Here is a 26,241-nt window from a genome sequence, read left to right on the forward strand (position 1 = left end):
TCGTCTTTATAGGGGCGACGGTCGGGAAAAACAGTGGCGCGCCTGCGAAATCGCCCTATCTGCCCGCCATGCCCGATCAGACCCGCCTCGAAGTCGCCCTCGAAGCCCTCGCGCCCGGCCGCGTCCAGTCGCTCCGGCTCGACGGCGACCGCGCCAGCGTCATCCTCGACGCGACCGGATTGTCGGGCGAAGGGCAGAAGGCGCTCGAGGCGGACGCGCGGGCCCTGCTCGCCGAACAGGGCGCGGGCGAGGTGCGCGTGCTCCTCACCAGCGACCGGGTGAAGCGCCAGCTCGTCGCCGTCGCCAGCGGCAAGGGCGGTGTCGGCAAGTCGACCGTCGCCGCCAATCTCGCCATCGCGCTGGCAAGGGCGGGCCGCAAGGTCGGCCTGATCGACGCCGACATCTACGGCCCGTCGCAGCCAAAATTGATGAATGTCGAGGGCAGCAAGCCGCAAGCTCGGCAGAAGACGCTGATTCCCGTCCCCACCCCTTACGGCGTGCCTTTGCTCTCGATGGGCCAGCTCGTCGCCGCCGATCAGGCGATCGCCTGGCGCGGGCCGATGGCGGCGGGCGCGCTGGCGCAGCTCGCCGAGGCCGATTGGGGCGCTTGCGACACGCTGGTGATCGACCTGCCCCCCGGCACCGGCGACGTCCAGCTGACGATGATCCAGAAATACCGTCCGACGGGCGCGGTGATCGTCTCGACCCCGCAGGACCTGTCGCTGATCGACGCCCGCCGCGCCATCGACCTGTTCGCCAAGGCGGGCGTGCCGGTGATCGGGATCGTCGAGAACATGGCCGGCTATGCCTGCCCCCATTGCGGCGAAATCTCTGACCCCTTCGGCAGCGGCGGCGCGGAGGCCGCGGCCCGCGAGCTCGGCCTCCCCTTCCTCGGCCGCATCCCGCTCGATATCGCCATCCGCACCGCCAGCGACGCGGGCGAGCCGCCGGCGGCCGGAACAGGTCCGCACGGCGCGGCGTTCACCGGGATCGCCACCCGTGTCGCGGCGTGGCTGAGCAAAGGAGCGCCCCATGCCGCTGACCAGTGACGAAGACATCCGCCGGCTTCTCGAGGAAACGCGCACCATCGCGATGATCGGCGCGTCCGACCGGCCCGACCGGCCGAGCTACGGCGTGATGAAGGCGCTCCAGGATCACGGCTACCGCGTCATCCCGGTCAATCCCCAGATCACGGGCGAGCATATCCATGGCGAGTTCGTCTTCCGCGAGCTTTCGCAGCTGGGTGATCCGATCGACCTGGTCGACATCTTCCGCCGGCCGAACGCCGCGGGCGAGGCGGTGGACGAGGCGATCGCGGCGGGCGCGAAGGCGGTCTGGCTGCAGATCGGCGTGATCAACGAGGAGGCGGCCGCCCGCGCCGAGGCGGCGGGCCTCAAGGTGGTGATGGACCGCTGCCCCAAGATCGAGCTCGCCCGGCTCGGCATCGCGCCCATAGCGGACGCCTGACCCTGCACACCCGCGCCGCCCTGCGCGACGACCTCGCCCCGCTCGGCATCGGGCCGGGCGACATCGTCATGGCGCACGCCGCGGTGTCGCGCGTCGGCCCGGTCCTCGGCGGTCCCGATACGCTGATCGCCGCCCTGCGCGACGCCGTCGGCCCAGCCGGAACGGTGATGGCCTATACCGATTGGGACGCCTGCTACGAGCCGCTGCTCGACGCCGCAGGCCGCGTGCCCGATGAATGGCGCGGCCACGTCCCGCCCTTCGATCCCGCCGCCTCGCGCGCGATCCGCGACAATGGCGTGCTGCCCGAATTCCTCCGCACCACGCCCGGCGCGCTGCGCAGCGGCAGCCCTGGCGCGTCGGTCGCCGCGATCGGCGCGCGGGCCGAATGGCTCACCGCCGATCACCCGCTGGATTTCGGCTACGGGCCGGACACGCCGCTGGCGAAGCTGGTCGAGGCGCGCGGCAAGGTCGCGATGATCGGCGCCCCGCTCGATACGATGACCCTGCTCCACCACGCCGAGCATCTCGCCCGCGTGCCGGGCAAGCGCATCAAGCGCGTGGAGGTCCCCTTCGCCCGCGAAGGCGGCGTCGAATGGCGCAGGGTCGAGGAATTCGACACCGCCGAACCCGTGGTGGCAGACCTGGCGGACGATTATTTCGCGACGATCGTGGAGGATTTTCTGGCGACCGGGCAGGGCCAGACCGGCCTGGTCGGCGATGCGATGACCATCGTGGTCGACGCGGCGGCGATCACGCCCTTCGCGGTCGACTGGATCGAGCGGCGGTGCCGGTAATCCTCCCTCGCAGCTTCGCTGCGGGGGAGGGGGGCGTAGCGGCGACCAGCAATGTGCCGGGGGCACATTGCAGCCGCGGAGCCGGATTGCGAAGCAATCCGTGGCCGAAGCATGGTGGAGGGGGCATCCAGCGCTCGCGAAAGCCCCCTCCACCACGACGCTGCGCGTCGTGGTCCCCTCCCCCGGAGCTGCGCACCGAGGGAGGATCTCAGCCCTAAAGCAGCGTCCTCAAACTCCACAGCTCGGGAAACGCCCGCTTGGTCAGCGTCGATTCGAGATACGGCACCCCCGCGGTGCCGCCCGTCCCGCGCTTGCCGCCGATGATGCGCGATACGGTCAGCACATGCTTGTGCCGCCAGGTGGCGAGCGCGTCGTCGATATCGACCAGCTTCTCGGCGAGCTGGTACAATTCCCACCAGCGCGCCGGATCGCGATAGACCTCGGCCCACGCCGCCTCCACCCCCGGGTCGGGCCGATAGGCGGCCGTCCAGTCGCGCGAAAGGGCGGTTTCCGGCACCGCGAAGCCGGCGCGCGCCAGCGCCGCGTTGGCCGCGTCCCACAGGCTCGGCCGCGCCGCCGCCCCGGCGGTCATCGGCCCGAACCGCGCGCCGTCGCGGATGCCCAGCATCACCTCGACGGTGCGGAACTGGTCGGACTGGAAGCCCGAAGATCTGCCCAGCACATGGCGGAACTCGGTATAGTCGCTCGGCGTCATCGTCGCGAGCACGTCCCACGAAAGCGTCATCACCGCCTGGATGCGGCTGACCCGCGCCAGGCTCTTATACGCCTCGACCGGCCGGTCCTGGTCGATCAGCGACTGCGCCAGCGCGATCTCGGCGATCGCCTGCTTCAGCCACAGCTCCTTGGTCTGGTGGATGACGATGAACAGCAGCTCGTCATGCCTGTCGGAGATCGGATGCTGCGCGGAAAGGATGTCGTCGAGCGCGAGATAGCGCCCATAGGTCATGTCGGTGTCGGTCATTCGCCCGCCATAACCCCATCCGTCGCCCCTGCGAAGGCAGGGGCCGCAAGCCGTGGCGAGCAGCCGCCGTCAGCGCATTTTTCGCTGTCCTACATAGAACCATATAGGTTACCATACGCAAATGAGAATCACCACAACCACCAAGCGCCGTCCCGATTACGGCTGGACCGCCGCCGCCCAGGCCCGTTTCTGCGCCGTCATCGCCGAGGGCGGAGGCGTCCGCGCCGCCGCCCGCGCCTGCGGGCTGTCCGCCGCCGGCGCCTATGCGCTGCGCAAGCGGCCCTGCGGCGCGCGCTTCGCGGCGGATTGGGACGCGGCGCTCGCCACGCGCCGCCGGCTGCGCGCCGAACGCGCGCTGGCGCGCCGGCCCGCGCGCATCCGCCGGCTCGTCGAAGCGTTCCGCGCCCGCGGCACGGCCCCGGACGAACATACGTTTGAGGGGCGAATTCCTCAAAAGCGTCAACTTGCGCGTGCCGGGATCGCACCGCGCGCCGGAATTTCCGGCGCGGAGCCGCAAATCTCCCAAAAGCGTCAACTTGCGGACGCTGGATCAAGCGAGCAGTGCTCAGGCGTCGACCTGCGATTTTCTCAAAACCGTCAACTTGCGCGGCAGGTCGCCCCTGCATCAGCGGAGTCTCAAAACCGTCAATCTGCGGTGGCAGGCTTCGCCTTACCCAATCGTCATGCCGGATTCATTCCGGCATCCATCGGGCCGCACATTCAGAGTCGCGCGATAATGCTCAAAACGCCGCAGCCCCCGGCGGCAGCGCTCGTGGACGGACGGACGGAACCCGGAGCGAGTCCGCGGTGACGGCATATGTCAGTCCCTCAGCAGCTCGTTGATGCTGGTCTTCGATCGCGTCTGCTCGTCCACCCGCTTGACGATCACCGCGCAGTAGAGCGCGGGCTTGCCGTCGCCCCCGCCCAGGCTGCCGGGCACGACCACCGCATAGGGCGGCACCTCTCCGCGGAACACCTCGCCCGTCGCGCGGTCGACGATCCTGGTCGAGGCGCCCAGATAGACGCCCATCGACAGCACCGCGCCCTCGCCCACGCGCACGCCCTCGGCCACCTCGGCGCGCGCGCCGATGAACGCGCCGTCGCCGATGATGACGGGATCGGCCTGCAGCGGCTCCAGCACCCCGCCGATCCCCGCCCCGCCCGAGATATGGACGTCGCGCCCGATCTGCGCGCAGCTGCCCACCGTCGCCCAGCCGTCGATCATCGATCCCTCGCCGACATAGGCGCCGATATTGACGAAGCTGGGCATCAGCACCGCGCCGCGCCCGATGAACGCGCCGCGGCGGACGATGCTGCCCGGAACCGCGCGGAAGCCGGCCTCGCGAAAGCGGTTCTCGCCCCAGCCCTCGAACTTGGACGGCACCTTGTCGAACCAGGCACTGCCGCCCGGCCCCGGCATCACGGCATTGTCGTTCAGCCGGAAGGAAAGCAGCACCGCCTTCTTCAGCCACTGGTTGACCCGCCAGCCGTCGCCGTCTGGCTCGGCCACCCGCGCCTTGCCCGAATCGAGCAGATCGAGCGCGGTCGCCACCGCATCGCGCACCGCGCCGGTGGTGGCGGTCGAGACGCTCGCGCGGTCCTCCCACGCGGCGTCGATCGTGGCTTCGAGGTCGGTCAAGCGGGTTCTCCCATCAGTTCGTTGAGCCATTGGCCCAGATCGGTGGTGCGATGATCGATGAAGCTGTCGCAGGGGCCCACGCCGGCGTCCTCCGATCCGTTGTCGATCCACAAGGTGGTCATGCCGATCGCCTTGGCCGGGGCCAGGTTGCGCGGCATGTCGTCGGCGAACAGGCTTTCCGCCGGATCGATGCCGAAGCGGTCGCACAGCGATCGATAGGCGCGCGCGTCGGGCTTGGGCACATAGGCGCAGGCCTGGATGTCGTGCACCGCCTCGAAGCAGCCGCCCAGCCCCAGCCGATCGAGCACGCGGCGGGCATGGCCGTCGCTGCCGTTGGTGAAGATCAGCTTGCGCCCCGGCAGCCGCGCGATCGTGTCGGCCAGCGCCGGATCGCCGGTCAGCGCATCCAGCGCGATGTCGTGGACGTATTCGAGGAATTCGCGCGGATCGACATCGTGCGTCTCCATCAACCCCGAAAGCGTCGTGCCATGGCTGACGAACAGCGCCTTCTGCACCCGGTACGCCTCCTCGGCGTCGCAGCCCAGCAGCCGCTGCACGAACGCGCCCATCCGCTCGTCGATCAGCGCGAACAGCCCCGAAGCCGCCGGATAGAGCGTGTTGTCGAGGTCGAATATCCAGTTGCGGACATGGGGCAGTTGCGCGAGCATGGTCGCCGCGCGGCATATCGAGGCGACCGGCGGCGGACAAGCACGGCGCGCGCTGCTTTTGGCCGGGGGCGGTTAAGTCACCGGAAAGCAAAGCGAAGTTATATGCCGCCCGTTGGGGCGAGGGTTTTGGTATGATCAGCGTGAACTTCAGGGCATCGGTCGCGGTCGCGGCGATGCTGGCGCTCGGCGCGTGCGGCGGCGGATCGGGCGGTCCCGGCCGCACGCCGCGGCCGCCCGCCGCGCCCACCCCCACGCCGCCCCCGGCGCCGACACCCACCCCAACCCCGCCGACGACCTTCGACACGGGCGAGTACCGGGCGTCGATCGGCCCGACGTCGATGCGCGCGCTCACCGCCTATGATCGCGGCTTCAGCGGTCAGGGCGTGATGATCGGCATCGTCGACAGCGGCATCGATCTGCAGAGCGTGGAGTTCGACAACCGCATCAGCCCCCTGTCGCGCGACTTCGCGGGCAACGGCTCGGCCGACGATGTCGGCGGCCACGGCACCGCAGTCGCCTTCACCGCCGCTGGACGGCGCAACGGCGTCGGCACCCACGGCGCGGCGCCGCAGGCGACGGTGCTGGCGCTCCGCACCGACGAGCCCGGCAGCTGCGCCGGCGCGGACGGCTGCCAGCATCCCGACGACGCCATCGCCCGCGCGGTCGATCATGCCGTCGCCAGCGGCGCGCGCGTGATCAACATGTCGCTTGGCGGATCGCCGATGAGCAGCGGCCTGACCCAGGCGGTGTCGCGCGCGACTGCCGCGGGCGTGGTGCTCGTCATTTCGGCGGGCAACGATTCGGAGGCGAACCCCGATCAGTTCGCCGCCATCGCCACGACCTCGGCCGCGCGCGGCCAGGTGATCATCGCCGGCTCGGTCGGCGTCGGCGATCTCATCTCCGATTTCAGCAATCGCGCCGGCACCGGGCGTCAGGCCTATCTCGCCGCGGTCGGCGAAGGCGTGCGCGCGCCCAATGAGAATTCGGAGCCGTTCATCTGGTCCGGCACCTCGTTCGCCGCGCCGCAGATCTCGGGCGCGGTCGCGCTGCTCGCCCAGGCCTTTCCCAACCTGACCGGCGCGCAGATCGTCCAGCTGCTCTACACCAGCGCGCGCGATGCCGGGCCGAGCGGGACCGACGCGATCTACGGCCGCGGCATCCTCGATCTGACCCGCGCCTTCGAGCCGCAGGGCGGAACGTCCAACGCCTCGACCGGCGGAGCCATCTCGTCGGGCGTGAACGGCGTGCTGGGCGCGCCGATGGGCGATGCCTCGCAGGGATCGCTCGGTGCGGTGGTGCTCGACGGCTTCGATCGCGCCTTCGCGCTGGAGCTTGGCCAGTCGATCGCGCGCGCCGCGCCTTCGCCGCGTTTCGTCCGCTCGCTCGAGGGACGCCGCATCACGCAAGCCGGCGCGCTCGGCCCGGCGAGCATCGCGCTCACCGTCGCCTCGGGCCGCGATCGTTCGAATGTCGAACGGCTGCGCCTGGCCAATGCGGACGCCGTCGCCGCGCGCACGCTGGCGGGCTATGTCGCGCAGCGCTTGAGCGGCGCGGACACCGTCGCGCTGGGCTTCGGAGAGACCGGGACCAGCCTCGGCGCGCTGCTCAAAGGCCGCGCCGAGCCCGCCTTCCTCGTCGCGGGCGACCCGACCCGCAGCGCCGGCTTCGACGCCGCGCCCGATGTCGCCTTCGCCTGGCGGCGCATGGTGGGGCCGGTCGGCGTCACCGCCAGCGTCGAGCGCGGCGATGCGCTGTCACGCCGCGCCGATGCGCTCGCCGGCCTGCGCGATCCCTGGGCGCGCGATCCCTATGACCGCGTGTCGCTCGGGCTCGATCGCCGCTGGGGCGCCTTCGGCCTGTCGCTCACCGGATCATGGATGCGCGAAAGCGAAACCGTGCTCGGCGCGCGCTTCTCGCCGGGCGTCGGCGCGGCCAACGCGACCAGCTGGTTCGCCGACATGCGCGCGGGCGGCGAACTGGGCGGCGGCTGGCAAGTGTCCGGCTCGATGCGCCAGGGCTGGACGCTGGCGGAGACGCGCGGCGGCGTCGGCGGCGGCGGCCTGATCCGCACCGCCGGCTATGCCCTAGAGCTGGCGCATGACGGCGGCTTCGGCCTGCGCCTCTCGCAGCCCTTGCGCGTCGAAAGCGGCGCGATCGGCGTGCTGCTCGCCTCGGAGTACGATTATGCCAGCGGCGTCACCGCCAGCAGCCTGCAGCGGATCAACCTGACGCCCGAGGGCCGCGAGATCGCGCTGGAGGCGCGCTACGGCCTCGCCCTGGGCGATGGCTGGATGGACGCCAACCTGTTCTGGCGGCGCGATCCGGGCCATTTCGCCGCTCTGCCGGACGATATGGGCGCGGCGCTGCGCTTCACCATAGGGCTTTGAACATCAGGTACGGCTCCCCATCTGTAGCGCCATGACCGCCTATTCGCTGCTCGATCTCGTCCCCGTCGTCGAAGGCGGCGATGTCGCGACGTCGCTCGCCCGCGCCGCCGATCTCGCCTGGCATGTCGAGGGCCTGGGCTTCACCCGCTACTGGGTCGCCGAGCATCACGGCATGGAGGGCATCGCCAGCGCCGCCACCGCGGTCGTCATCGGCCATGTCGCCGCCGCCACCTCGACGATCCGCGTCGGCGCCGGCGGCATCATGCTGCCCAACCACGCCCCGCTGGTCATAGCCGAGCAGTTCGGCACCCTCGACGCACTGTTCCCCGGCCGGATCGACCTCGGCCTCGGCCGCGCGCCCGGCTCCGACCAGCGCGTCGCGGCGGCGATGCGCCGCAACCTCGACACCGATCCCAACGCCTTCCCGCGCGACGTGCTCGAGCTGCAGAGCTATTTCGCCGATGACGGCCAGACCGGCATCCGCGCCACCCCCGGCGCCGGCGCGCAGGTCGAGCTCTACATCCTCGGCTCCAGCCTGTTCGGCGCGCAGCTCGCCGCCGCGCTCGGGCTGCCCTACGCCTTCGCCAGCCACTTCGCCCCGCAATTGCTGGACGAAGCGCTCGACATCTACCGCCGCCAGTTCCGCCCCAGCGAAACCTGCCCCAAGCCATACGCCATGGCCGGCTTCAACGTCTTCGCCGCCGCCACCGATGACGAGGCCGAGTATCTCGCCGCCTCGATGCAGCAGAGCTTCGTCGCGCTCCGCACCGGCAATCCGGGCAAGCTCAAGCCCCCGGTTCGCGGCTATCGTGACACATTGCCACCGCAGGCCAGCGCCATGCTCAACGGGGTTCTTTCCGCTACGGCGACCGGCAATCCCACCAAGGTCCGCGCGGAGATTGCGGCGTTCATCGAACGCACCGGCGCCGACGAACTGATTCTGACCAGCTCGATCTACGATCCCGAAGCGCGAAAGCGCAGCCTGACGATCGCAGCGGAGGCAATGACCGGGCTAGCGAAGGCCGCCTAGTAAACCCGCTTCTTCGGCTTGATGTACTCGACCTCGTCGGTCAGCGTGTAGTCATGGACCGGGCGGTAATCGATGCTGGTCGCCCCGCCCCTGCCGCCCCAGCCGTCGAACCAGGCGATGGTGTGCTTCATCCATTGGTCGTCATGGCGCTCGGGATAGTCCTCGTGCATGTGCGCGCCGCGGCTTTCCTTGCGATTGCGCGCGCCGTTGATCGTGACGAGCGCCTGCGAGACGAGATTGTCGAGCTCAAGCGTCTCGATCAGGTCGGTGTTCCAGATCAGGCTCCGGTCGGTGACGGCGATGTCGCCCATCGACCTGTAGACCTCGTCCATCCTGGCGATGCCCTCGGCCATCAGTTCGTCGGTGCGGAAGACGGCGCAATGTTTCTGCATGGTCTTCTGCATCGCGTCGCGGATGCGCGCGGTGGGCGTGCCGCCTTTGGCCTGGCGGAAATGATCGAGCCGGCCCAGCGCGAACTCTTCCGAGCCCTTGGGCAGCGGCTGGTGCGCGGTGCCGGGCTTGACGATCTCGGCTATGCGGTGGCCCGTCGCGCGGCCGAACACCACCAGATCGATCAGGCTGTTGGAGCCGAGCCGGTTGGCGCCGTGGACCGAAACACACGCCGCCTCGCCCACCGCGAACAGGCCGGGGACGACGCTGTCGGGATTGCCGTCCTTCAGCGTCACCACCTCGCCATGATAGTTACAGGGAATGCCGCCCATATTGTAGTGGACGGTCGGCACCACCGGCAGCGGCTGGCGGGTCAGGTCGACGCCGGCGAAGACCTTGCCGGTCTCGGTGATCCCCGGCAGCCGCTCGTGCAGCACCTTGGGATCGATATGGTCGAGGTGAAGGTAGATATGGTCCTTCTCCTTGCCCACGCCGCGCCCTTCGCGGATCTCCATCGCCATCGATCGCGACACCACGTCGCGGCTGGCGAGGTCCTTCGCTGACGGGGCGTAGCGCTCCATGAAGCGCTCGCCCTCGGAATTGGTGAGATACCCGCCCTCGCCGCGCGCGCCCTCGGTGATCAGCACCCCCGCGCCGTAGATGCCGGTCGGGTGGAACTGGACGAACTCCATGTCCTGCAGCGGCAAGCCCGCGCGCAGCACCATGCCGCCGCCGTCGCCGGTGCAGGTGTGCGCCGAGGTGGCGGACTGATAGACGCGGCCACAGCCGCCCGTCGCCAGCACCACCGCATGACTGCGGAAGCGGTGGATCGACCCGTCCTCCATGCACAAGGCGATCACGCCCCGGCACGCGCCATTCTCCATGATCAGGTCGAGCGCGAAATATTCGACGAAGAAATCGGCGTCGTACTTCAGGCTCTGCTGATAGAGCGCGTGCAGCATCGCATGGCCGGTGCGGTCCGCGGCGGCGCAGGTGCGCTGCGCCGGCGGGCCCTCGCCCATATTCTGCATCATCCCGCCGAACGGGCGCTGGTAGATCTTGCCTTCCTCGGTGCGGCTGAACGGCACCCCGGCATGTTCGAGCTCGTAGACGGCAGCGGGCGCCTCGCGGCAGAGATATTCGATCGCGTCCTGGTCTCCGAGCCAGTCGGAACCCTTGACAGTGTCGTACATGTGCCAGGTCCAGTGGTCCGGGCCCATATTGCCGAGGCTGGCGGCGATGCCGCCCTGCGCCGCGACGGTGTGGCTGCGCGTCGGGAACACCTTGGTGATGCACGCCGTCTTGAGGCCCGATTCGGCGATCCCCATCGTGGCGCGCAGGCCCGATCCGCCCGCGCCGACGACCACGGCGTCATAGACATGATCGATGATCTTGTAGGCTGCGGTCACGCGGCGGCTCCGAAGGCGATCTTGAGGATGGAGAAGATGGCGGTTGCGCCCGCCGCGACGACGAACAGGTTGAGCAGCACCATCATCACGAAGCGGCTTTCCTCATGCTGGTAATCCTCGATCACCACCTGCAGCCCCAGACGGAAGTGATAGAAGACATTGAGGATCAGCAAGGCCATCGGCAGCGCCGCCCAAGGCGAGGAGAGCCAGTTGACCACGTCCTGCCGCTCGTAGCCCGGCAGGCGCGCGATCGACGCGACGAACCAGACCATCAGCAGCAGGTTGCCGCCCGCCGTCAGCCGCTGCCGCCACCAATGATGGGCGCCGTGCCTGGCCGATCCCAGGCCGCGCACGCGGCCGATGCTGGTCTTGCTCTCCATCTCAGCGCCCCATCGTGATGAAGGCCCAGAAGGCCGCTGTCGCCAGCACGGAGAAGACCATCGTCAGGATGGCGCCCAGCTTGTTGCGCTTGAGCTCGTAGCCCGCGCCGATATCGAGCACGAGATGGCGCATGCCGCTCGCCATGTGCTGGAAGAACGCCAGCGTCAGGCCGATTCCGACCACATAGCCCGCAATGTTCAGCCCGCCCGCATCGACCGTGAACAGATCGACGAACGCCGCATAGGCCGCATCGCCCGCGGCGGCGGCCGCGAGCCACCAGACCAGCAGCGCCGCGCCGACGGTCGCCATGCCGCTGCCGGTCGCGCGGTGGAGGATGGAGACCAGCATGTGCGGCCCCCATTTCCAGATGGTCAGATGCGGCGATAGCGGTCGCGCGCGGATAGGTGTGGTGGGCAAGGATCGATCCCTCGGTCTGGCGTCGCGCGCTTCCTTGAAACCATGCGCCCCGCTTTGCAAGCATTCGGGCGGGCGGTCACGATTTCTCAACAGCCTGTTAACCACTGCCCACTAGCCTCCGCGCCAACCGGACAACAGGATTTGGGGCTGGCGCACATATGGACATCTTCGACGATCAGCGGCTGCGGCGCGAAATCGACATCGCCAACCGCCTGGCGATCTTCGACACGGATCGCACCCTCAGCGCCCGCGCCCGTGAGCTGTGGGCGGTGATCGAGCCGGAAGTGCGCGCGATCTCCGAAGCCTATTGGCAGCAATGGCTGTCCTGCTTCGACGACGGCAAGATCTGGGCGCCGCACGAAACCCAACGGATGATCGAGATCGGCTGCACGTTCATCCGCGATCGCTCGCTCGATCCCGCCGGCTATGCCTGGGTCGAATCGGTCAACCGCTCGGTCGTCGCCGCCTATAACGCGAAGGTGGAGCCGATGGCGCTCCTCTCGATGATCTCGGCCAGCGACCGCGCCGCGCTCAACATCCTGCTGGCGCGCGTCGGCGCGGGCGATCCGCGCTTCGCCGAGCATGTCGACACGCTGATGCGCCTCTCCGCGCTCGAAAGCGGCATCACCACCGCGCTGTACGAAGCCTATGAGCGCCAGGCGCAGGCGCTGCTGCGCGAAGGCATCTCGGTCGATTTCCGCAACCGTATCGGCACCACGATCGAGCTGGCGGCGGACGACGGCGAGAAGCTGCGCGCGCAGGCTGGCGACACGAGCCGGGCGGCGCGTGGGATGCTGGGCAAGACGAGCGAGGTGGCGGCGGCGGCCGAGCAGTCGGCGGTGGCGATGCGCGAGGCGGCGCACACCGCCGCCGGGCTGATCCGCGCGATCGAGGATGCGCGCGGCGAGGTTGAGGCCTCGGCCGAGATCGCCACCCGCGCCGCCGAGCAGGCCGGCCACGCCGTCGGCATGTCCGAAGCCTTGAGCGACCACGCCCGCTCGATCGAATCGATCCTGGGGCTCATCCGCGACATCGCCGGACAGACCAACCTGCTCGCCCTGAACGCCACCATCGAGGCCGCCCGCGCCGGCGACGCCGGCCGCGGCTTCGCCGTCGTCGCGCAGGAGGTGAAGTCCCTCGCCAACCAGACCGCGCGCGCCACCGACGACATCGCCGCCAAGATCGCCGCGATCCAGGCCGCGACCAAGTCGACCGTCGAGACCAACGCCTCGATCCGCCACACCGTCGAGGAGGTCCAGACCTCCGCCCAGCGCATCCGCTCCGCCATGGAGACCCAGGCACAGACCGTCACCGCCATCACCGCCGCGGTCGACGAAACCGCGCTTGCCGCCGACTCCATGTCCACCACCATCGCTTCCATCCGCGAAGACACCGAAGCCGTCGCCTCCGATATCGACGCTCTCGAACAGCGCTTCGGCGCGATCAACGAAACCCTGGGCTCGATGGAGAACGCCGCCAGCGCGTTCGTCGCCCAAATCGCCGCCTGATGGAGAGGGCATATGCAGCATGACCGTGTCTGGCTGAGCCGCGACCGCACCATTGCGGACCGCGTCCGCCATTATGATTGGGACGGCACGATCGCGGCGAACTGCCGCGAGATCACCGACCTGCTCGCCCAGGATTTCACCGCGATCGGCGAAAGCTTCTGGGACCACTATCTGTCGATGGACGCGACGGCGCATGTGCGCGGCTATTTCACGCCCGAACGGCGAGTGAAGCGCGCGGCGAGAAGCGCCGAATACGCCCGGACGAAATATGTAGATCCGTTTGCCGAAGCCTGGGGCCTCGGCGCGATCAGCCATGCCGAGGATTCGCGCGAGGCGAAGATCCCGCTCCAGGCGCTGCTCGCCTCGCTGTCCTATGCGCACAGCAAGACCATCGCGCTGATCAAGGGGCACCTGCCCGACGATCCCGAGCGCGTCATCCGCCTGGCCGACACCGTCCAGCGGCTGGCGCTGGTCGAATCGGAGGTGATGGCGACGCATCTCGGCGCGCTCGACGCCGCCGACGACCGCGCGGCGCGAATCGAGCGGGCCAGCGCGTTCGACGGAACGATCGCGGCGTCGCTCGACGGCGCCGCCGATCTCGGCAACCGCATCCGCGCGCAGGCTGGCGACACGAGCCGGGCGGCGCGTGGGATGCTTGGCAAGACGAGCGAGGTGGCGGCGGCGGCCGAGCAGTCGGCGGTGGCGATGCGCGAGGCGGCGCACACCGCCGCCGGGCTGATCCGCGCGATCGAGGATGCCCGCGGCGAGGTCGAGGCCTCGGCCGAGATCGCCACCCGCGCCGCCGAGCAGGCCGGCCACGCCGTCGGCATGTCCGAAGCGCTCAGCGACCACGCCCGCTCGATCGAATCGATCCTTGGCCTGATCCGCGACATCGCCGGACAGACCAATCTGCTCGCGCTGAACGCCACCATCGAGGCCGCCCGCGCCGGCGACGCCGGCCGCGGCTTCGCCGTCGTCGCGCAGGAGGTGAAGTCCCTCGCCAACCAGACCGCGCGCGCCACCGACGACATCGCCGCCAAGATCGCCGCGATCCAGGCCGCGACCAAGTCGACCGTCGAGACCAACGCCTCGATCCGCCACACCGTCGAGGAGGTCCAGACCTCCGCCCAGCGCATCCGCTCCGCCATGGAGACCCAGGCCCAGACCGTCACCGCCATCACCGCCGCGGTCGACGAAACCGCTCTCGCCGCAGACTCCATGTCCACCACCATCGCTTCCATTCGCGAAGACACCGAAGCCGTCGCCTCCGATATCGACGCTCTCGACCGCGACTTCACCCAGATCGACGAAACGCTGGGCGGGCTCAAGCAATCGGCCAAGGATTTCGCGAGTTCCGTCGCGGCCTGACGATTCCGGACCTACCGACAGATTGACACCTTTGAGGGCTTTGAGAAATTTGACGGTCGGACGCGTCGTTCGCGCCGGGTTCGGTCTGGCAAGTTGACGGTTTTGATGAATTTGCCCCTCAAACGCGTTTTTACTTTGCCCGTCCCCCTTTCTTCGAAAGCGGTCTGATTGGGCGAGACAAGATGGTAGGCATCGCCCTACATAACCTATTTGGTTCTATGTAGGACGGTCTTTTCCGATATCAAGGGCAGGTCGCTTTTATCCTAGGCGGCCGCAGGCATCACCGCAGCCTCGAACTCGCTCTCCGCCTTGGCGATCAGGGCGCGATCGTCATGGTTCCACGGATGGAAGCCGGGCAGGAAGAAGGCCAGCCACGCGCCCGCCACCTTCCGCGCCATGCCGGGATTGCCGAAGGCGTAGCGGATTACCCGCCACTTGACGCCAGCGCCCTCCAGCCCGTCCTGCCGCAGCAGCTCGATCATGCCCTTGTAGCGGCCGCTGAAGAACTTGATCGTCGTCGCGACCATCACCAGCGCCTTGACCTTCCAGCGCCGCCAGCGGCTCCACTCGCGCGTCGCGTGCAGCCAGGTGTCGTAGGCGACGCCCTTGTGCTCGATCTCCTCGAGCGCATGCCAGCGCCACATGTCCGCGGCGGCCCGGTCGCCGCCGGCGAGATGCCTGGGATTGGCGATCAGCTGGTTGGCGATGATCGCGGTGAAATGCTCAAGGCACATCGTCGCGGCGAGGTTGGCGATCTGCGGCCGGCCGCGCGTGAGCGCCAGCGCCTCGTCGACATGCCGTTCGAGCGGCGCGATATCATAGCCCTGATCGGTCACATGCCGGTTGAACGCGACATGCTCGCGCGTGTGGATCACCTCCTGCTTGATGAAGGCGGCGATCTCCTTCTCCAGCCGCGGCGGCGTGCCCTCGCGAAAGGCGCGGACGCTTTCGATGAAGAACCCCTCGCCCTTTGGAAAGGTCACCGAAAGCGCGTTGTAGAAGGCGGTGGCGATCGGATCGTCGTTCAGCCACCAGCGGCGATATTCGCCGCCGCGCCCGAAGCGGCGGTCGCGCGGCGTGATCGTCAGATCGGCGGGAGTCTTTGCGTTCGCCACGAATTTCCTCCAATTGGAAGACTCACTGATTGCTTACAGCGATGTAGATACCGTTACTTACAACAATGTCAATAATTCGCAAACGTCTCAGCCCTGAAGAATCGCGCCTCGCCGCGCTCGAGGCCGCACGGGCGTTGCTGATCGAGGCCGGCCCGCAGGCGGTGACGCTGAAGGCGGTCGCCGCGCGCATCGGCCGCACCCATGCCAACCTGCTCCACCATTTCGGCTCCGCCGCGGGGCTGCAAAAGGCGCTTGCCGAGATGCTCGGCGATACGATCACCGCCAAGATCGGCGCCGCGGTGCTGCGTCAGCGCGCCTCCGACGATCCCGATCCGCGCGAGGTCGTCGACATGACCTTCGACGCCTTCGACAAGGAGGGCGCGGGCGCGCTCGCCAGCTGGATGATCCTGTCCGGCAATCTCGACGCCCTCGACCCAATTCTCGAGGCGACGCACCGCCTGGTCGACGAGCTGGGCGAGGACGGCCACAGCGACACGACGATCCACGAGGAGACCTTGCAGCTGGTGCTGATGGCGCTGGGCGATGCGCTGCTGGGCGGCCCGATGGCGAAGGCGCTCGGGCTGGAGCGCGACACGGCGCGGACGCTGGCGACAAGGGCGCTGGTCGCGTCGCGGAGCCATTCCGAGCCGGCGTGACCGTCGCCCCTGCGCAGGCAGGGGCCTCAGGCGGCATACTTCAGGGCTGGATGTGCCACAAACCCGGCGGCCCCTGCCTGCGCAGGGGCGACGTGCTTTGCTTATTCGTACAACCTACCTAAAGCGCAGCCATGCATTTCCTCGACCAGGCCAAGATCTACGTCCGCTCCGGCGCGGGCGGCCCCGGCGCCGTCAGCTTCCGGCGGGAGAAGTTCATCGAATATGGCGGGCCCGACGGCGGCAACGGCGGCAAGGGCGCCGATGTGATCTTCGAAGCGGTCGCCGGTCTCAACACGCTGATCGACTTTCGCTACACCCAGCATTTCCGGGCGCCGCGCGGCAAGGGCGGAGCCGGCTCCAACCGCACCGGCGCGGGCGGCGAGGATCTGGTGATCAAGGTGCCGGTCGGCACGCAGGTGCTCTCCGAGGACAAGGAGGAGGTGCTGCTCGATTTCACCAGGGTCGGCCAGCGCGAGGTCTTCCTGCGCGGCGGCGATGGCGGGCGCGGCAACGCCAGCTACAAATCCTCCACCAACCGCGCCCCGCGCCAGCACGGCACCGGCTGGCCGGCCGAGGAGGCCTGGGTCTGGCTGCGCCTGAAGCTGCTCGCCGACGCCGGGCTGGTGGGCCTGCCCAACGCCGGCAAGTCGACCTTCATCAACGCCGTCACCAACGCGCAGGCCAAGGTCGGGGCCTACGCCTTCACCACCACCCGCCCGCAGCTCGGCGTGGTCCGGCACCGCGATCGCGAGTTCGTCATCGCCGACATTCCCGGCCTGATCGAGGGCGCGGCCGAGGGCGCGGGCATCGGCGACCGCTTCCTCGGCCATATCGAACGCTGCCGCGTGCTGCTCCATCTGGTCGACGCCAATGACGCCGACGTCGCGGAAAGCTACCGCATCGTCCGCGACGAGCTCGCCGCCTATGGCGCGGGCCTCGCCGAAAAGCCGCAGGTTCTCGCGCTCAACAAGATCGACACGCTCGACGACGAACTGATCGCCGCGCTCTCCGCCGAGCTGGAGGAGGCGAGCGGCGCCCCCGTCATCCCGCTCTCGGGCTATGCCGGCACGGGGGTCGACTGGGCGCTCGACAGGCTGCTCGAAGCGATCGGTCCCGACGCCACGACGATCGGCGACGACGACGAGGGCGAAGACACGATCGAATGGTCGCCCGTCTGAACGGTGCGGACGGCAGCATGATGCGCGGCGGCGTCGCCCTTCCTGGCCCGCACGCGGCGACGCTTGGGCTCGATCAGGCGGCTGGCGAGCACGATCACGCCCATGCCGAAATAACCGGCCAGCACCGCGAACGGCGCCCAGATCATGCCGACGCCCAGCGCGATGCGCAGATAGAGCGGGTTGAACCCGAAATCCTCGCCCAGACAGGCGCAAACGCCGAACAGGTTCTTCCATTCCCCATCGGTGGCGGTGGGCGTGGCGGTGATTGCGGTCATGATTTCGGCTCCTGTGCGCGGTTCGTCCGCTGCACAGCACGAGTTGTGCCAGATCCGCTAAGCGACTGGTTTAGCGCATATTCCCCCCGTTGGCCTGAGCGGAGCGCCGCGAGACGACGCGAGCTGCGCCAAATGTTCGCGGATTTCACCAACCGCGGCGCCGGTTGGCAGGGGCGCCGGTTGCCGGTACGCGGGCGAGGCAATGGGCCATTCGACAATGTCACTCTTTGACGCCGCCTCCTGTCCGCGCCTGATCGTCAAGATCGGCTCGGCGCTGCTCGTCGATCCCGACGGCGGCGTCAGGCGATCGTGGCTGGCGGGCGTAGTCGCGGACATCGCCGCGCGCGTCCGCGAGGGTCAGCAGGTGGCGGTGGTGTCGTCGGGCGCAATCGCGCTCGGCGCGCGGCGGCTGGGCCTGGCCAAGGGCGGGCGCGCCAGCCTCGAGGATGCGCAGGCGGCGGCCGCGACGGGCCAGATCGCGCTGAGCCAGGCCTGGGCCGAGCTGCTGGCCGATGAGGGGCTGACCGCCGCGCAGATGCTGGTCACGCTCGACGATCTGGAGGACCGCCGCCGCTACCTCAACGCCGCCGCGACGCTCGACCGGCTGCTCGGGCTCGGCGCGGTGCCGGTGATCAACGAGAATGACAGCGTCGCCACCGCCGAGATCCGCTTCGGCGACAACGACCGGCTGGCCGCGCGCGTGGCGCAGGCCGCAGGCGCGCACGGCGTCGTCCTGCTCTCCGACGTCGACGGCCTCTACGACCGCAACCCCGCGCTCCCCGGCGCCGAGCACATCGCCCGCGTCGACCGCATCGACGCGGCAATCGAGGCGATGGCCGACGACGGCTCGGCCTCGGGCATGGGATCGGGCGGCATGGTCTCGAAGATCGCCGCCGCGCGCATCGCCTGCCAGGCCGGCGTCGCGCTCGCCATCGCATCGGGCCGGATCGATCGCCCGCTGTCGGCGCCCGCGCGGCATACGCTGTTCGCGCCGGAAAGGCGCGGCCGCGCCCGCAAGGCCTGGCTGGCGGGGCGGCTATCGGCCAAGGGCGCGATCGTCGTGGACGCGGGCGCGGCCCACGCGCTCGGCCAGGGCCGCAGCCTGCTCGCCGCGGGCGCGACCGCGATCACCGGCCGCTTCGCGCGCGGCGATCTGGTGACGATCGAGGGGCCGGACGGGATCATCGCCCGCGGGCTTTCCGAATATGACGCCGCCGATGCCCAGCGCCTGCTCGGCCGCCGCAGCGAGGAGCACGGCGCGATTCTCGGCTACGCCCCCCGCGCCGCGCTGGTCCACCGCAACCATATGGTGCTGGCGTGAGCGTCCTCGCAGTCACCGGCGGCACCGGCTTCGTCGGCTCGGCGCTGATCGAGCGCGCCGTCAGGGAGGGACATCAGGTCCGCGCGCTCACCCGTCGCGAACAGCCGCCGCGCGACGGCGTCGCCTGGATCGCCGGCGCGCTCGACGATCAGGACGCGCTGTTCGCGCTCGCCCAGGGCGCCGACGCGGTCGTCCATGTCGCAGGCGTGGTCAACGCGCGCGATCGCGCCGGCTTCACCGCCGGCAATGTCGACGGCACGCGGCGCATGCTCGACGCCGCGCGCGATGCGGGCGTCCACCGCTTCATCCATGTCTCCTCGCTCTCCGCGCGCGAGCCGGACCTGTCCGAATATGGCCGTTCCAAGGCCGAGGCCGAAGCGCTGGTCACGGCATCCGGCCTCGACTGGACGATCGCCCGCCCGCCCGCGGTCTACGGTCCCGGCGATACCGAGATGCGCGATCTGTTCCGTCTCGCCGCGCGCGGCCTCGCGCTGCTGCCGCCCGAGGGCCGGCTGTCGGTGATCGAGGTCGGCGATCTCGCCCGGCTGCTGCTCGCGCTCGCGCTGTCGAACGAAGGCGCGGGCGCGACCTACGAACCCGACGACGGCAAGCCCGGCGGCTGGAGCCACAAGAGCTTCGCCCGCGCCATCGCGCAGGCCACCGGGCGCGAGCGCGTGCTGACGCTGCCCATCCCCGCGCGGATCATGCGCCTCGCCGCGCGCGGGGACCGGCTGGTGCGGCGCGGCGGCGCCAAGCTGACGCTCGATCGCGTCGGCTATTTCTGCCATCCCGATTGGGTGGTCAGCGAAGGCCGCATGCCGCCGTCCGACCTGTGGAAGCCGGAGGTGCCGACGCTCGCCGGGCTCAGGCGCACCGCGCAATGGTATCGCGCGCGCGGGCTGCTATAGCCCGCCCACAAGCCGCCGCAATTGGCGGGCAGAGGGGCGCACATGACCGACCGCAGCGAAATCCAGTCCCGCGTCTTCGCGGAAATCGAGCCGTTCAACAAGAAGGGCGTGGCGCTGACCGACGCGACCACCTTCGCCGGCGATCTCGAATGGGACAGCCTGACGGTGATGGACTTCGTCGCCGCGATCGAGGACGCGTTCGACATCACCATCACCATGAACATGCAGGCCGAGATCGAGACCGTCGGCCAGCTGGTCGACGCGGTCGCGAAGCTCAGGGGCTGACATTTTCACCCCGCTCATCCTGAGCAGGGACTGAGCGAAGGCGAAGGCCCGTATCGAAGGGCCCGGTCCTTCGATACGATGAGCTCAGCGGCTCCTCAGGATGAGCGGCATTATTGGGTATTGAAAGATGACCGAAGCCGCTCAGACCGCGAACGACGCGCACACGCCCGCGGAAGCCGCCGGCGCCACCGACCTGTTCAGCAAGTTCGATCCCCTGATCGCCGAGCGCCAGGCGCTGATGGACACCGGCGTGCGCGATCCCTTCGCGATCGTCATGGACGAGGTGAGGTCCCCCACGCTCGCCGTCATCAAGGGCAAGGAGACCATCCTGCTCGGCACCTATAACTATATGGGGATGACCTTCGATCCGGACGTCGTGCAGGCGGGCAAGGACGCGCTCGACAATTTCGGTTCGGGCACCACCGGCAGCCGCGTGCTCAACGGCACCTATCAAGGCCACAAGGAGTGCGAGGACGCGCTCAAGGACTTCTACGGAACGAAGCACGCCATGGTCTTCTCGACCGGCTACCAGGCCAATCTCGGGATGATCTCGACGCTCGCGGGCAAGGGCGATTACGTCATCCTTGACGCCGACAGCCACGCCTCGATCTATGACGGCTGTTTCCTGGGCGATGCCGAGATCATCCGCTTCCGCCACAATTCGCCCGAGGACCTCGGCAAGCGCCTGGGCCGCCTGCCCAAGGAGGCGCACAAGCTGGTGGTGCTCGAAGGCGTCTATTCGATGCTCGGCGACATCGCCCCGCTGCCGGAGATGGTCGCGGCGGTGCGCGCGCACCCCAATTGCATGATCCTGTGCGACGAAGCGCACGGCATGGGCTTTTTCGGCGAGCATGGCCGCGGCGTGTTCGAGGAACAGGGCGTGTCCGACGATATCGATTTCGTCGTCGGCACCTTCTCCAAATCGGTCGGCACGGTGGGCGGCTTCTGCGTCTCCAACCATCCGAAGTTCGACGTGCTGCGCCTGGTCTGCCGGCCCTATGTCTTCACCGCGTCGCTGCCGCCCTCGGTCGTCGCGACCGCCGCCACCTCGATCCGGAAGCTGATGCACGCCGGCAACAAGCGCGCGCATCTGTGGGAAAACAGCCGCCGCCTGCATGGCGGCCTCACCGAAATGGGCTTCAAGCTTGGCACCGAGACGCCGCAATCGGCGATCATCGCGGTGATCCTCGAAGACCAGACCCAGGCGGTGGCGATGTGGCAGGCGCTGCTCGAAGGCGGCCTGTACGTCAACATGGCCCGCCCGCCCGCGACCCCGGCCGGCATGTTCCTGCTGCGCTGCTCGCTCTGCGCCGAGCATTCGGCCGAGCAGGTCGAGACCATCCTCGAGATGTTCCGCGCCGCGGGCAAGGCCACCGGCGCGATCTCCTGAACGCGACGCTCAGGGTTCCCACGACGCGCGCAAACCGCTAGGTTTGGCCGTCATGGCGGGGGATCTCGAGACCGGCGAGCCGATCGCGTCCGACAGCATGTGGAGACGTGTTGCCGCCGTCGGTGTCGCGCTGGTCGGCGCCGCCGCGCTGATCGCCCTGATCCTGATGCTCGGCAGCGCCAGCCGCGAGCGCGATCGCGCGCTGACCTTGCAGTCGCACAGCTATGAGGTGATGATCCTCTCGCGCTCGCTCGCCGGCTCGATCGCGCGTGCGGAGGCGACGCTCGGCCGCTACGTCATCAGCGGCGACAAGGATGTCGGCCGCATCTATCTCGACGAATGGCGCCGCGCGGGCAGCCAGCTTGACCGGCTGGCAGCGGTCACCGCGGACAACCGCGCGCAGCATCCGGTGATCCAGGAGCTGCGCCGCGTCTATACCGAACGCGGCCGCCAGCTCGCCGCCACCGCCCTGCGCACCAATTACGGCCAGAACGCGCAGGCGCTCAGCACCTATTACGAAGCGGGCATGTCCCCCATCGTCGCGCGCATCAACACCCTGCTCGAACGTCTGATCACCAACGAACGCGCGCTGCTGAAGAAGCGCACCAGCGCCGCCGAGGTCACCACCGCATGGACCAACACGGTCACCCAGGTGCTGGCGATCTTCGGCGTCGTCATCGCGCTGGGCGCGGTCGCATTGGGCTGGTCGAACGTCCAGGCTTTCACCCAGCGCCAGCGCGCGCGGCGCGACGCCGCCGCCGCCGCAGAGCGGGCCGAGGAGCTGGAGACGGCGATCGCCGGCGCGACTGTCGAGCTGCGCGAGGCCAATGCGCGCCTGCAGGACGAGGCGCGCGAGCGCGCCGCTGCCGAGGCGCAGCTCCGCCAGATCCAGAAGATGGAGGCGGTCGGCCAGCTCACCGGCGGCATCGCTCATGATTTCAACAATATGCTGGCGGTCGTCGTCGGCGGGCTGGAGCTCGCGCGCCGCCGCCTGCACGACGATTCGGACAATGCCCAGCGCCATATCGAGGCGGCGATGGAAGGCGCCAACCGCGCCGCCGCGCTCACGCGCCGCCTGCTCGCCTTCGCCCGCGCCGAACCGCTGCTCCCGGAGGCGGTCCGCCCCGGCGACCTGATCGGCGGGATGCGCGACCTGCTCGATCGCACGCTCGGCGAACGCATCACCGTCACCACGCGCGACGACGGCGCCGACTGGCAGGTGTGGATCGACCGTCACCAGCTGGAGAACGCGATCCTCAACCTCGCGGTCAACGCGCGCGACGCGATGGACGGCAGCGGCCGCCTGACGATCGAGACCGGCCGGGCGGCGCTCAGCGACCAGGAGGTCAACGAGGCGGCGGGCGGCGACTACGCCACCATCGCCGTCATCGACACCGGGTGCGGCATGGCGCCCGAGGTCCTCGAACATGTGTTCGAGCCCTTCTTCACCACCAAGCCGGTGGGCAAGGGCACCGGGCTCGGCCTCAGCCAGATATTCGGTTTCGTCCGCCAGTCGGGCGGCGAGATCGAGATCAAGTCGACCCCCGGCATCGGCACCACCGTCACCATCTACCTGCCGCGCCACCGGGGCGCCGTTGCGGCCGAGCCCGCACGATCGGACGCGGCGCCGGCCGATCCCGCGCCTGCGCCGCGCGGCGGCCTCTCGGTGCTGGTCGTCGAGGACGATGCGCGCGTGCTCGCCGCGACGATGGCCGCCCTCGACGAGCTCGGCCATAGCGCCACCGCCTGCGAAGACCCGCTCGCCGCCCCCGCGCTGATCGAGGCGGAAGGCTCGGCCTTCGACCTGATCGTGTCGGACGTGGTGATGCCCGGCATCAACGGGCCGGAGATGATCGCGCGCCTGCGCCCGCTCCACCCGCACCTGGCGGTGCTGTTCGTCACCGGCTATGCCGGCGAGGTCGACGACGCGGCCTTGTTCGGCGGCCATGCGGTGCTGCGCAAGCCCTTCACCATCGCCGCGCTCGACCGCGCCGTCGGCGAGGCGATGGCCGCGGCATCGGGGCACCACGGCGACCGCACCGAAGGCATCGCGGCGGAGTAGACCGCAACAGGCAGGATACGCGAACCTCATCCTGGCCTTTCCACTGGTTTGCCGTCGCCCCTGCGCAGGCAGGGGCCCATCCAACACCCACCGCATGAGCAGCGCCTTGGCTGAGAGAGCGGATAGGCCCCTGCCTACGCAGGGGCGACACGGTTTTGGGGTAACGCTCCTCAGGATTGTCGGGTTGACGTGCCAACCCCCGTGACGCCGGCGCCCATCCCGTCTATAGCCGCCAGCCATCTTCCGCACCGTAAGGCCGCCCTCCCCGCCCATGTCATCGATCGACCGCTACATGGCCCGCCTGATCGCCGTGCCGCTGTTCGCGACGCTGATCATCTCGGCGATGCTGCTGGTGCTCGATCGGATGCTGCGCCTGTTCGATTTCGTCGCGTCGGAGGGCGGCCCGGTCAGCGTGGTGTGGCGGATGCTCGCCAATCTGCTGCCCGAATATCTCGGCCTCGGCGTGCCGATCGGCCTGACGCTCGGCATCCTTCTCGCCTTTCGCCGCCTCGCCACCACCTCCGAGCTCGACGTGCTGCGCGCGGTGGGGATGAGCTACGGCCGCCTGCTGCGCGTGCCGTACATGTACGCGCTGGCCCTCGCGCTGTTCAATCTCGCCATCGTCGGCTTCGTCCAGCCCTGGGCGCGCTACAATTACGAAGGCCTCCAGTTCGAACTGCGGTCGGGTGCGCTCGGCGCCTCGATCAAGGTCGGCGAGTTCACCAACCTCGGCGATCGCATGACGCTCAGGATCGAGGAAAGCCGCGAGGAGGGGCGCGACCTGCGCGGCATCTTCGTGCGCGTCGAGACGACCGATGGCGAGGCGCTGGCGGTCACCGCCGATCGCGGCACCTTCCTGGCCACCGACGACAAGGACACGATCATCTTCCGCCTTAGCCGCGGCGTGCTGATCCATCAGACGCGCGAGAGCCCGGTCCCACGCACGCTGACCTTCACCCAGCACGACCTGCCGATCGACCTGCCCAAGATCGAGAGCTTCCGCTCGCGCGGCGAGAACACGCTGGAGCTCACCCTGCCCGAACTCGCCATGACCGGCGCCAACCGGGGGGAGGATCAGTCGACCCGCAATACCAGCTGGGCCAATTTCCATTTCCGCATGGTCGAGGTCGCGATGATGGCGCTGCTGCCCTTGCTGGCGCTCGCGCTCGGCGTGCCGCCCAAACGCTCCACCTCGTCGCTGGGCGTGTTCCTCGCGATCGTGATGCTCGTCACCTATCACAAGATCAACGAATATGCCGAGAGCATCGGCGCGCTCGGCATCGTCAATCCGGCGATCGCGCTGTGGCTGCCCTTTGTCGCCTTCGCCGTGCTGATCCTGTGGATGTACCGCACAATCGCGCTCGTTCCCGGCGGTCAGCCCATCGGCGCGCTCGAACGCAGCTTCGCCAAGCTCGGCGACGCGATCAAACGCCGCCTGCCGAGCCGGCGCCGGCGCAGGGAGGCGATGGCGTGAACCAAGTCAGCTTCTTCCCGTCGCGCACGATGACCTGGTACATGGCGCGCAAGTTCCTGGTCAGCACCTTCGCCATCCTGCTGATGCTGGTGCTCGTCCTCCAGACGCTCGATCTGCTCGGCGAATCGGGCAAGATCCTGTCGCATCCCGGCAACGGCCAGGCGGAGCTGTGGCGCTATGTCGGCCTGCGCAGCCCGCAGATCGTCGCGCGCTTCCTGCCATTCTCGGTGCTGCTCGCGACCATCGTCACCTTGTCGACGATGAACCAGAACAGCGAGATCATCGCGATGAAGGCGGCCGGCCTCTCGGCGCACCAGGTGCTCGCGCCGCTGATCGTCGCCAGCCTGGGCGTCGCGGCGGTCTCCTTCGTGTTCAACGAACGCATCGTCACCCGCGCCACCGCGACGCTCGCCCAGTGGGAGAATGTCGGCTTCGGCGACATGCCGGTCGATCGCGGCGACCGGTCCAACGTGTGGGTGCGCGCCGGCGGCGATCTGATCCAGGTCCGCCAGGTAAACGGGCGCGGCGATGCCGCCGTGCTGAGCGGGATCACCGTCTATGAACGGCCGCAGGGCGCGCTTACCGGCATCGTCACCGCCAGCCGCGCGGTGCGATCGGGCGACGGCTGGCTGGTCGAGGACGCCCGCCGCTTCCAGGTTGCCGATGGCGGCATCACCGATGTCGGCCGGGCGGTGATCGCCCGCGGCGTGGAGCCCGATCGCTTCACCCTCGCCAATGTGGATGCCGACGAACTGAGCTATGCGCCCCTGGATGCCGCCATCGCCGAGCTGGAGGCTGCGGGTCGGCCGACAAAGGCGCTCGAAGGCGCGAAATGGCACAAGCTTTCCGGCCCGCTCTCGGCGGTGCTGATGCCGCTGCTCGGCGCGGTGGCGGCGTTCGGCATCGCCCGGTCCGGCAAGCTGTTCCTGCGCGCGGTGATCGGCATGGCGCTGGGCTTCGCCTATTTCGTCGCGGACAATTTCGCGCTGGCGATGGGCAATCTCGGCGCCTACCCGCCCTTCCTCGCCGCCTGGGCGCCGTTCCTGCTGTTCTTCCTGATCGGCGAGGCGGTACTGGTCAGAACCGAGGAATAGCACATGCAACGATGCCCATGCGTCGCCCCTGCGGAGGCAGGGG

The 26,241-nt window shown here is 69.2% G+C and carries 24 protein-coding genes; 17 read left to right on the forward strand and 7 right to left on the reverse strand.

The annotated features are described in order from the left end of the window. Window positions 1–68 precede the first annotated feature (68 nt). Genes D1610_RS05700 through aac(3) form a run of 3 tightly spaced genes read left to right on the forward strand, consistent with a single transcriptional unit; the run spans window position 69 to window position 2,261 of the window. Window positions 69–1,049, forward strand: coding sequence for a P-loop NTPase (locus D1610_RS05700; protein WP_118863185.1), 981 nt, complete (start codon window positions 69–71; stop codon window positions 1,047–1,049). Beyond that, complete coding sequence (locus D1610_RS05705; protein ID WP_118863186.1) at window positions 1,033–1,467, forward strand: CoA-binding protein; 435 nt, start codon at window positions 1,033–1,035, stop codon at window positions 1,465–1,467. Before D1610_RS05700 ends, D1610_RS05705 begins: the two co-directional genes overlap by 17 nt. 2 nt (window positions 1,468–1,469) lie before the next feature. Continuing rightward, the gene (gene aac(3), locus D1610_RS05710) at window positions 1,470–2,261 is read left to right on the forward strand and encodes an aminoglycoside 3-N-acetyltransferase (protein ID WP_281268960.1); all 792 of its coding nucleotides are present in this window, start codon (window positions 1,470–1,472) and stop codon (window positions 2,259–2,261) included. Window positions 2,262–2,475: 214 nt separating this feature from the next. Here aac(3) and D1610_RS05715 read toward each other — a convergent pair whose 3' ends face one another. After that, window positions 2,476–3,243 carry a tryptophan 2,3-dioxygenase gene (locus D1610_RS05715; protein WP_118863188.1) on the reverse strand — a complete coding sequence of 256 codons (768 nt, stop codon included), beginning with the start codon at window positions 3,241–3,243 and terminating at the stop codon, window positions 2,476–2,478. Between the two features lie 121 nt (window positions 3,244–3,364). Here D1610_RS05715 and D1610_RS16805 point away from each other — a divergent pair, with 121 nt between their 5' ends. Then, window positions 3,365–4,054, forward strand: a complete 690-nt coding sequence (locus D1610_RS16805) for a hypothetical protein (RefSeq protein ID WP_147414266.1) — start codon at window positions 3,365–3,367, stop codon at window positions 4,052–4,054. A gap of 9 nt (window positions 4,055–4,063) precedes the next feature. Here D1610_RS16805 and dapD read toward each other — a convergent pair whose 3' ends face one another. Further along, window positions 4,064–4,882, reverse strand: coding sequence for a 2,3,4,5-tetrahydropyridine-2,6-dicarboxylate N-succinyltransferase (dapD, locus tag D1610_RS05720; RefSeq protein WP_118863189.1), 819 nt, complete (start codon window positions 4,880–4,882; stop codon window positions 4,064–4,066). Next, window positions 4,879–5,550 carry a pyrimidine 5'-nucleotidase gene (locus tag D1610_RS05725; RefSeq protein ID WP_118863190.1) on the reverse strand — a complete coding sequence of 224 codons (672 nt, stop codon included), beginning with the start codon at window positions 5,548–5,550 and terminating at the stop codon, window positions 4,879–4,881. Before D1610_RS05725 ends, dapD begins: the two co-directional genes overlap by 4 nt. 131 nt (window positions 5,551–5,681) lie before the next feature. Between D1610_RS05725 and D1610_RS05730 the strand changes: the two genes are divergently transcribed. Further along, on the forward strand, window positions 5,682–7,937 hold the full coding sequence (locus D1610_RS05730) for a S8 family peptidase (RefSeq protein ID WP_118863191.1): 2,256 nt from the start codon (window positions 5,682–5,684) through the stop codon (window positions 7,935–7,937). Window positions 7,938–7,968: 31 nt separating this feature from the next. Continuing rightward, complete coding sequence (locus tag D1610_RS05735) at window positions 7,969–8,967, forward strand: LLM class flavin-dependent oxidoreductase (protein WP_118863192.1); 999 nt, start codon at window positions 7,969–7,971, stop codon at window positions 8,965–8,967. Here D1610_RS05735 and sdhA read toward each other — a convergent pair. From sdhA to sdhC, 3 genes are read right to left on the reverse strand one after another with little or no spacing between them, the layout of a single operon-like run. Continuing rightward, a complete protein-coding gene (sdhA, locus tag D1610_RS05740) occupies window positions 8,964–10,766 on the reverse strand; it encodes a succinate dehydrogenase flavoprotein subunit (protein ID WP_118863193.1) in 1,803 nt (600 codons plus the stop codon). The genes D1610_RS05735 and sdhA overlap by 4 nt on opposite strands. Continuing rightward, window positions 10,763–11,146, reverse strand: coding sequence for a succinate dehydrogenase, hydrophobic membrane anchor protein (gene sdhD, locus D1610_RS05745; protein ID WP_118863194.1), 384 nt, complete (start codon window positions 11,144–11,146; stop codon window positions 10,763–10,765). Before sdhD ends, sdhA begins: the two co-directional genes overlap by 4 nt. A gap of 1 nt (window position 11,147) precedes the next feature. Further along, window positions 11,148–11,495, reverse strand: a complete 348-nt coding sequence (gene sdhC, locus D1610_RS05750) for a succinate dehydrogenase, cytochrome b556 subunit (protein ID WP_245942000.1) — start codon at window positions 11,493–11,495, stop codon at window positions 11,148–11,150. A 227-nt stretch (window positions 11,496–11,722) separates the two neighbouring features. On the opposite strand from sdhC, the gene D1610_RS05755 reads away from it, so the two are divergent. Then, complete coding sequence (locus D1610_RS05755; RefSeq protein WP_118863195.1) at window positions 11,723–13,072, forward strand: methyl-accepting chemotaxis protein; 1,350 nt, start codon at window positions 11,723–11,725, stop codon at window positions 13,070–13,072. A 12-nt stretch (window positions 13,073–13,084) separates the two neighbouring features. Continuing rightward, window positions 13,085–14,440 carry a methyl-accepting chemotaxis protein gene (locus D1610_RS05760; protein ID WP_118863196.1) on the forward strand — a complete coding sequence of 452 codons (1,356 nt, stop codon included), beginning with the start codon at window positions 13,085–13,087 and terminating at the stop codon, window positions 14,438–14,440. A 263-nt stretch (window positions 14,441–14,703) separates the two neighbouring features. Here D1610_RS05760 and D1610_RS05765 read toward each other — a convergent pair whose 3' ends face one another. After that, window positions 14,704–15,555 carry a metal-dependent hydrolase gene (locus tag D1610_RS05765; protein ID WP_118863197.1) on the reverse strand — a complete coding sequence of 284 codons (852 nt, stop codon included), beginning with the start codon at window positions 15,553–15,555 and terminating at the stop codon, window positions 14,704–14,706. 65 nt (window positions 15,556–15,620) lie between these two features. Here D1610_RS05765 and D1610_RS05770 point away from each other — a divergent pair, with 65 nt between their 5' ends. The 9 genes from D1610_RS05770 (at window position 15,621) to lptG (ending at window position 26,198) form a co-directional block, all read left to right on the forward strand. Further along, window positions 15,621–16,211, forward strand: a complete 591-nt coding sequence (locus D1610_RS05770) for a TetR family transcriptional regulator (RefSeq protein WP_118863198.1) — start codon at window positions 15,621–15,623, stop codon at window positions 16,209–16,211. A 131-nt stretch (window positions 16,212–16,342) separates the two neighbouring features. Then, window positions 16,343–17,389 (forward strand): GTPase ObgE, encoded by a 1,047-nt coding sequence (gene obgE / locus D1610_RS05775; RefSeq protein ID WP_118863199.1) that lies wholly within the window; start codon window positions 16,343–16,345, stop codon window positions 17,387–17,389. 492 nt (window positions 17,390–17,881) lie between these two features. After that, window positions 17,882–18,985, forward strand: coding sequence for a glutamate 5-kinase (gene proB, locus D1610_RS05780; protein WP_118863722.1), 1,104 nt, complete (start codon window positions 17,882–17,884; stop codon window positions 18,983–18,985). After that, a complete protein-coding gene (locus D1610_RS05785; protein WP_118863200.1) occupies window positions 18,982–19,893 on the forward strand; it encodes an NAD-dependent epimerase/dehydratase family protein in 912 nt (303 codons plus the stop codon). The genes proB and D1610_RS05785 overlap by 4 nt, the downstream gene beginning before the upstream one ends. A 42-nt stretch (window positions 19,894–19,935) precedes the next feature. Next, the gene (locus D1610_RS05790) at window positions 19,936–20,178 is read left to right on the forward strand and encodes an acyl carrier protein (RefSeq protein ID WP_118863201.1); all 243 of its coding nucleotides are present in this window, start codon (window positions 19,936–19,938) and stop codon (window positions 20,176–20,178) included. Window positions 20,179–20,305: 127 nt separating this feature from the next. Further along, on the forward strand, window positions 20,306–21,568 hold the full coding sequence (gene spt, locus D1610_RS05795) for a serine palmitoyltransferase (protein ID WP_118863202.1): 1,263 nt from the start codon (window positions 20,306–20,308) through the stop codon (window positions 21,566–21,568). Between the two features lie 52 nt (window positions 21,569–21,620). After that, window positions 21,621–23,630: an ATP-binding protein gene (locus D1610_RS05800; RefSeq protein WP_118863203.1), complete on the forward strand. Its 2,010-nt coding sequence runs from the start codon at window positions 21,621–21,623 to the stop codon at window positions 23,628–23,630. A gap of 271 nt (window positions 23,631–23,901) precedes the next feature. Continuing rightward, window positions 23,902–25,104 carry an LPS export ABC transporter permease LptF gene (gene lptF / locus D1610_RS05805; protein ID WP_118863204.1) on the forward strand — a complete coding sequence of 401 codons (1,203 nt, stop codon included), beginning with the start codon at window positions 23,902–23,904 and terminating at the stop codon, window positions 25,102–25,104. After that, complete coding sequence (gene lptG / locus D1610_RS05810; RefSeq protein ID WP_425453202.1) at window positions 25,101–26,198, forward strand: LPS export ABC transporter permease LptG; 1,098 nt, start codon at window positions 25,101–25,103, stop codon at window positions 26,196–26,198. The genes lptF and lptG overlap by 4 nt, the downstream gene beginning before the upstream one ends. Window positions 26,199–26,241 lie beyond the last annotated feature (43 nt).

This window comes from Sphingomonas gilva, from assembly GCF_003515075.1.
GTDB lineage: Bacteria > Pseudomonadota > Alphaproteobacteria > Sphingomonadales > Sphingomonadaceae > Sphingomonas > Sphingomonas gilva.

Coding starts and splice junctions, on each gene's coding strand:
- proB (WP_118863722.1), top strand. CDS start 17,882: ATGTCACTCTTTGACGCCGCCTCCTGTCCGCGCCTGATCGTCAAGATC.
- spt (WP_118863202.1), top strand. CDS start 20,306: ATGACCGAAGCCGCTCAGACCGCGAACGACGCGCACACGCCCGCGGAA.
- D1610_RS05755 (WP_118863195.1), top strand. CDS start 11,723: ATGGACATCTTCGACGATCAGCGGCTGCGGCGCGAAATCGACATCGCC.
- sdhD (WP_118863194.1), bottom strand. CDS start 11,146: ATGGAGAGCAAGACCAGCATCGGCCGCGTGCGCGGCCTGGGATCGGCC.
- lptF (WP_118863204.1), top strand. CDS start 23,902: ATGTCATCGATCGACCGCTACATGGCCCGCCTGATCGCCGTGCCGCTG.
- sdhC (WP_245942000.1), bottom strand. CDS start 11,495: ATGCTGGTCTCCATCCTCCACCGCGCGACCGGCAGCGGCATGGCGACC.
- D1610_RS05760 (WP_118863196.1), top strand. CDS start 13,085: ATGCAGCATGACCGTGTCTGGCTGAGCCGCGACCGCACCATTGCGGAC.
- D1610_RS05705 (WP_118863186.1), top strand. CDS start 1,033: ATGCCGCTGACCAGTGACGAAGACATCCGCCGGCTTCTCGAGGAAACG.
- D1610_RS05715 (WP_118863188.1), bottom strand. CDS start 3,243: ATGACCGACACCGACATGACCTATGGGCGCTATCTCGCGCTCGACGAC.
- D1610_RS05725 (WP_118863190.1), bottom strand. CDS start 5,550: ATGCTCGCGCAACTGCCCCATGTCCGCAACTGGATATTCGACCTCGAC.
- D1610_RS05735 (WP_118863192.1), top strand. CDS start 7,969: ATGACCGCCTATTCGCTGCTCGATCTCGTCCCCGTCGTCGAAGGCGGC.
- D1610_RS05730 (WP_118863191.1), top strand. CDS start 5,682: ATGATCAGCGTGAACTTCAGGGCATCGGTCGCGGTCGCGGCGATGCTG.
- D1610_RS05800 (WP_118863203.1), top strand. CDS start 21,621: ATGGCGGGGGATCTCGAGACCGGCGAGCCGATCGCGTCCGACAGCATG.
- D1610_RS05790 (WP_118863201.1), top strand. CDS start 19,936: ATGACCGACCGCAGCGAAATCCAGTCCCGCGTCTTCGCGGAAATCGAG.
- D1610_RS05700 (WP_118863185.1), top strand. CDS start 69: ATGCCCGATCAGACCCGCCTCGAAGTCGCCCTCGAAGCCCTCGCGCCC.
- D1610_RS16805 (WP_147414266.1), top strand. CDS start 3,365: ATGAGAATCACCACAACCACCAAGCGCCGTCCCGATTACGGCTGGACC.
- D1610_RS05770 (WP_118863198.1), top strand. CDS start 15,621: ATGTCAATAATTCGCAAACGTCTCAGCCCTGAAGAATCGCGCCTCGCC.
- obgE (WP_118863199.1), top strand. CDS start 16,343: ATGCATTTCCTCGACCAGGCCAAGATCTACGTCCGCTCCGGCGCGGGC.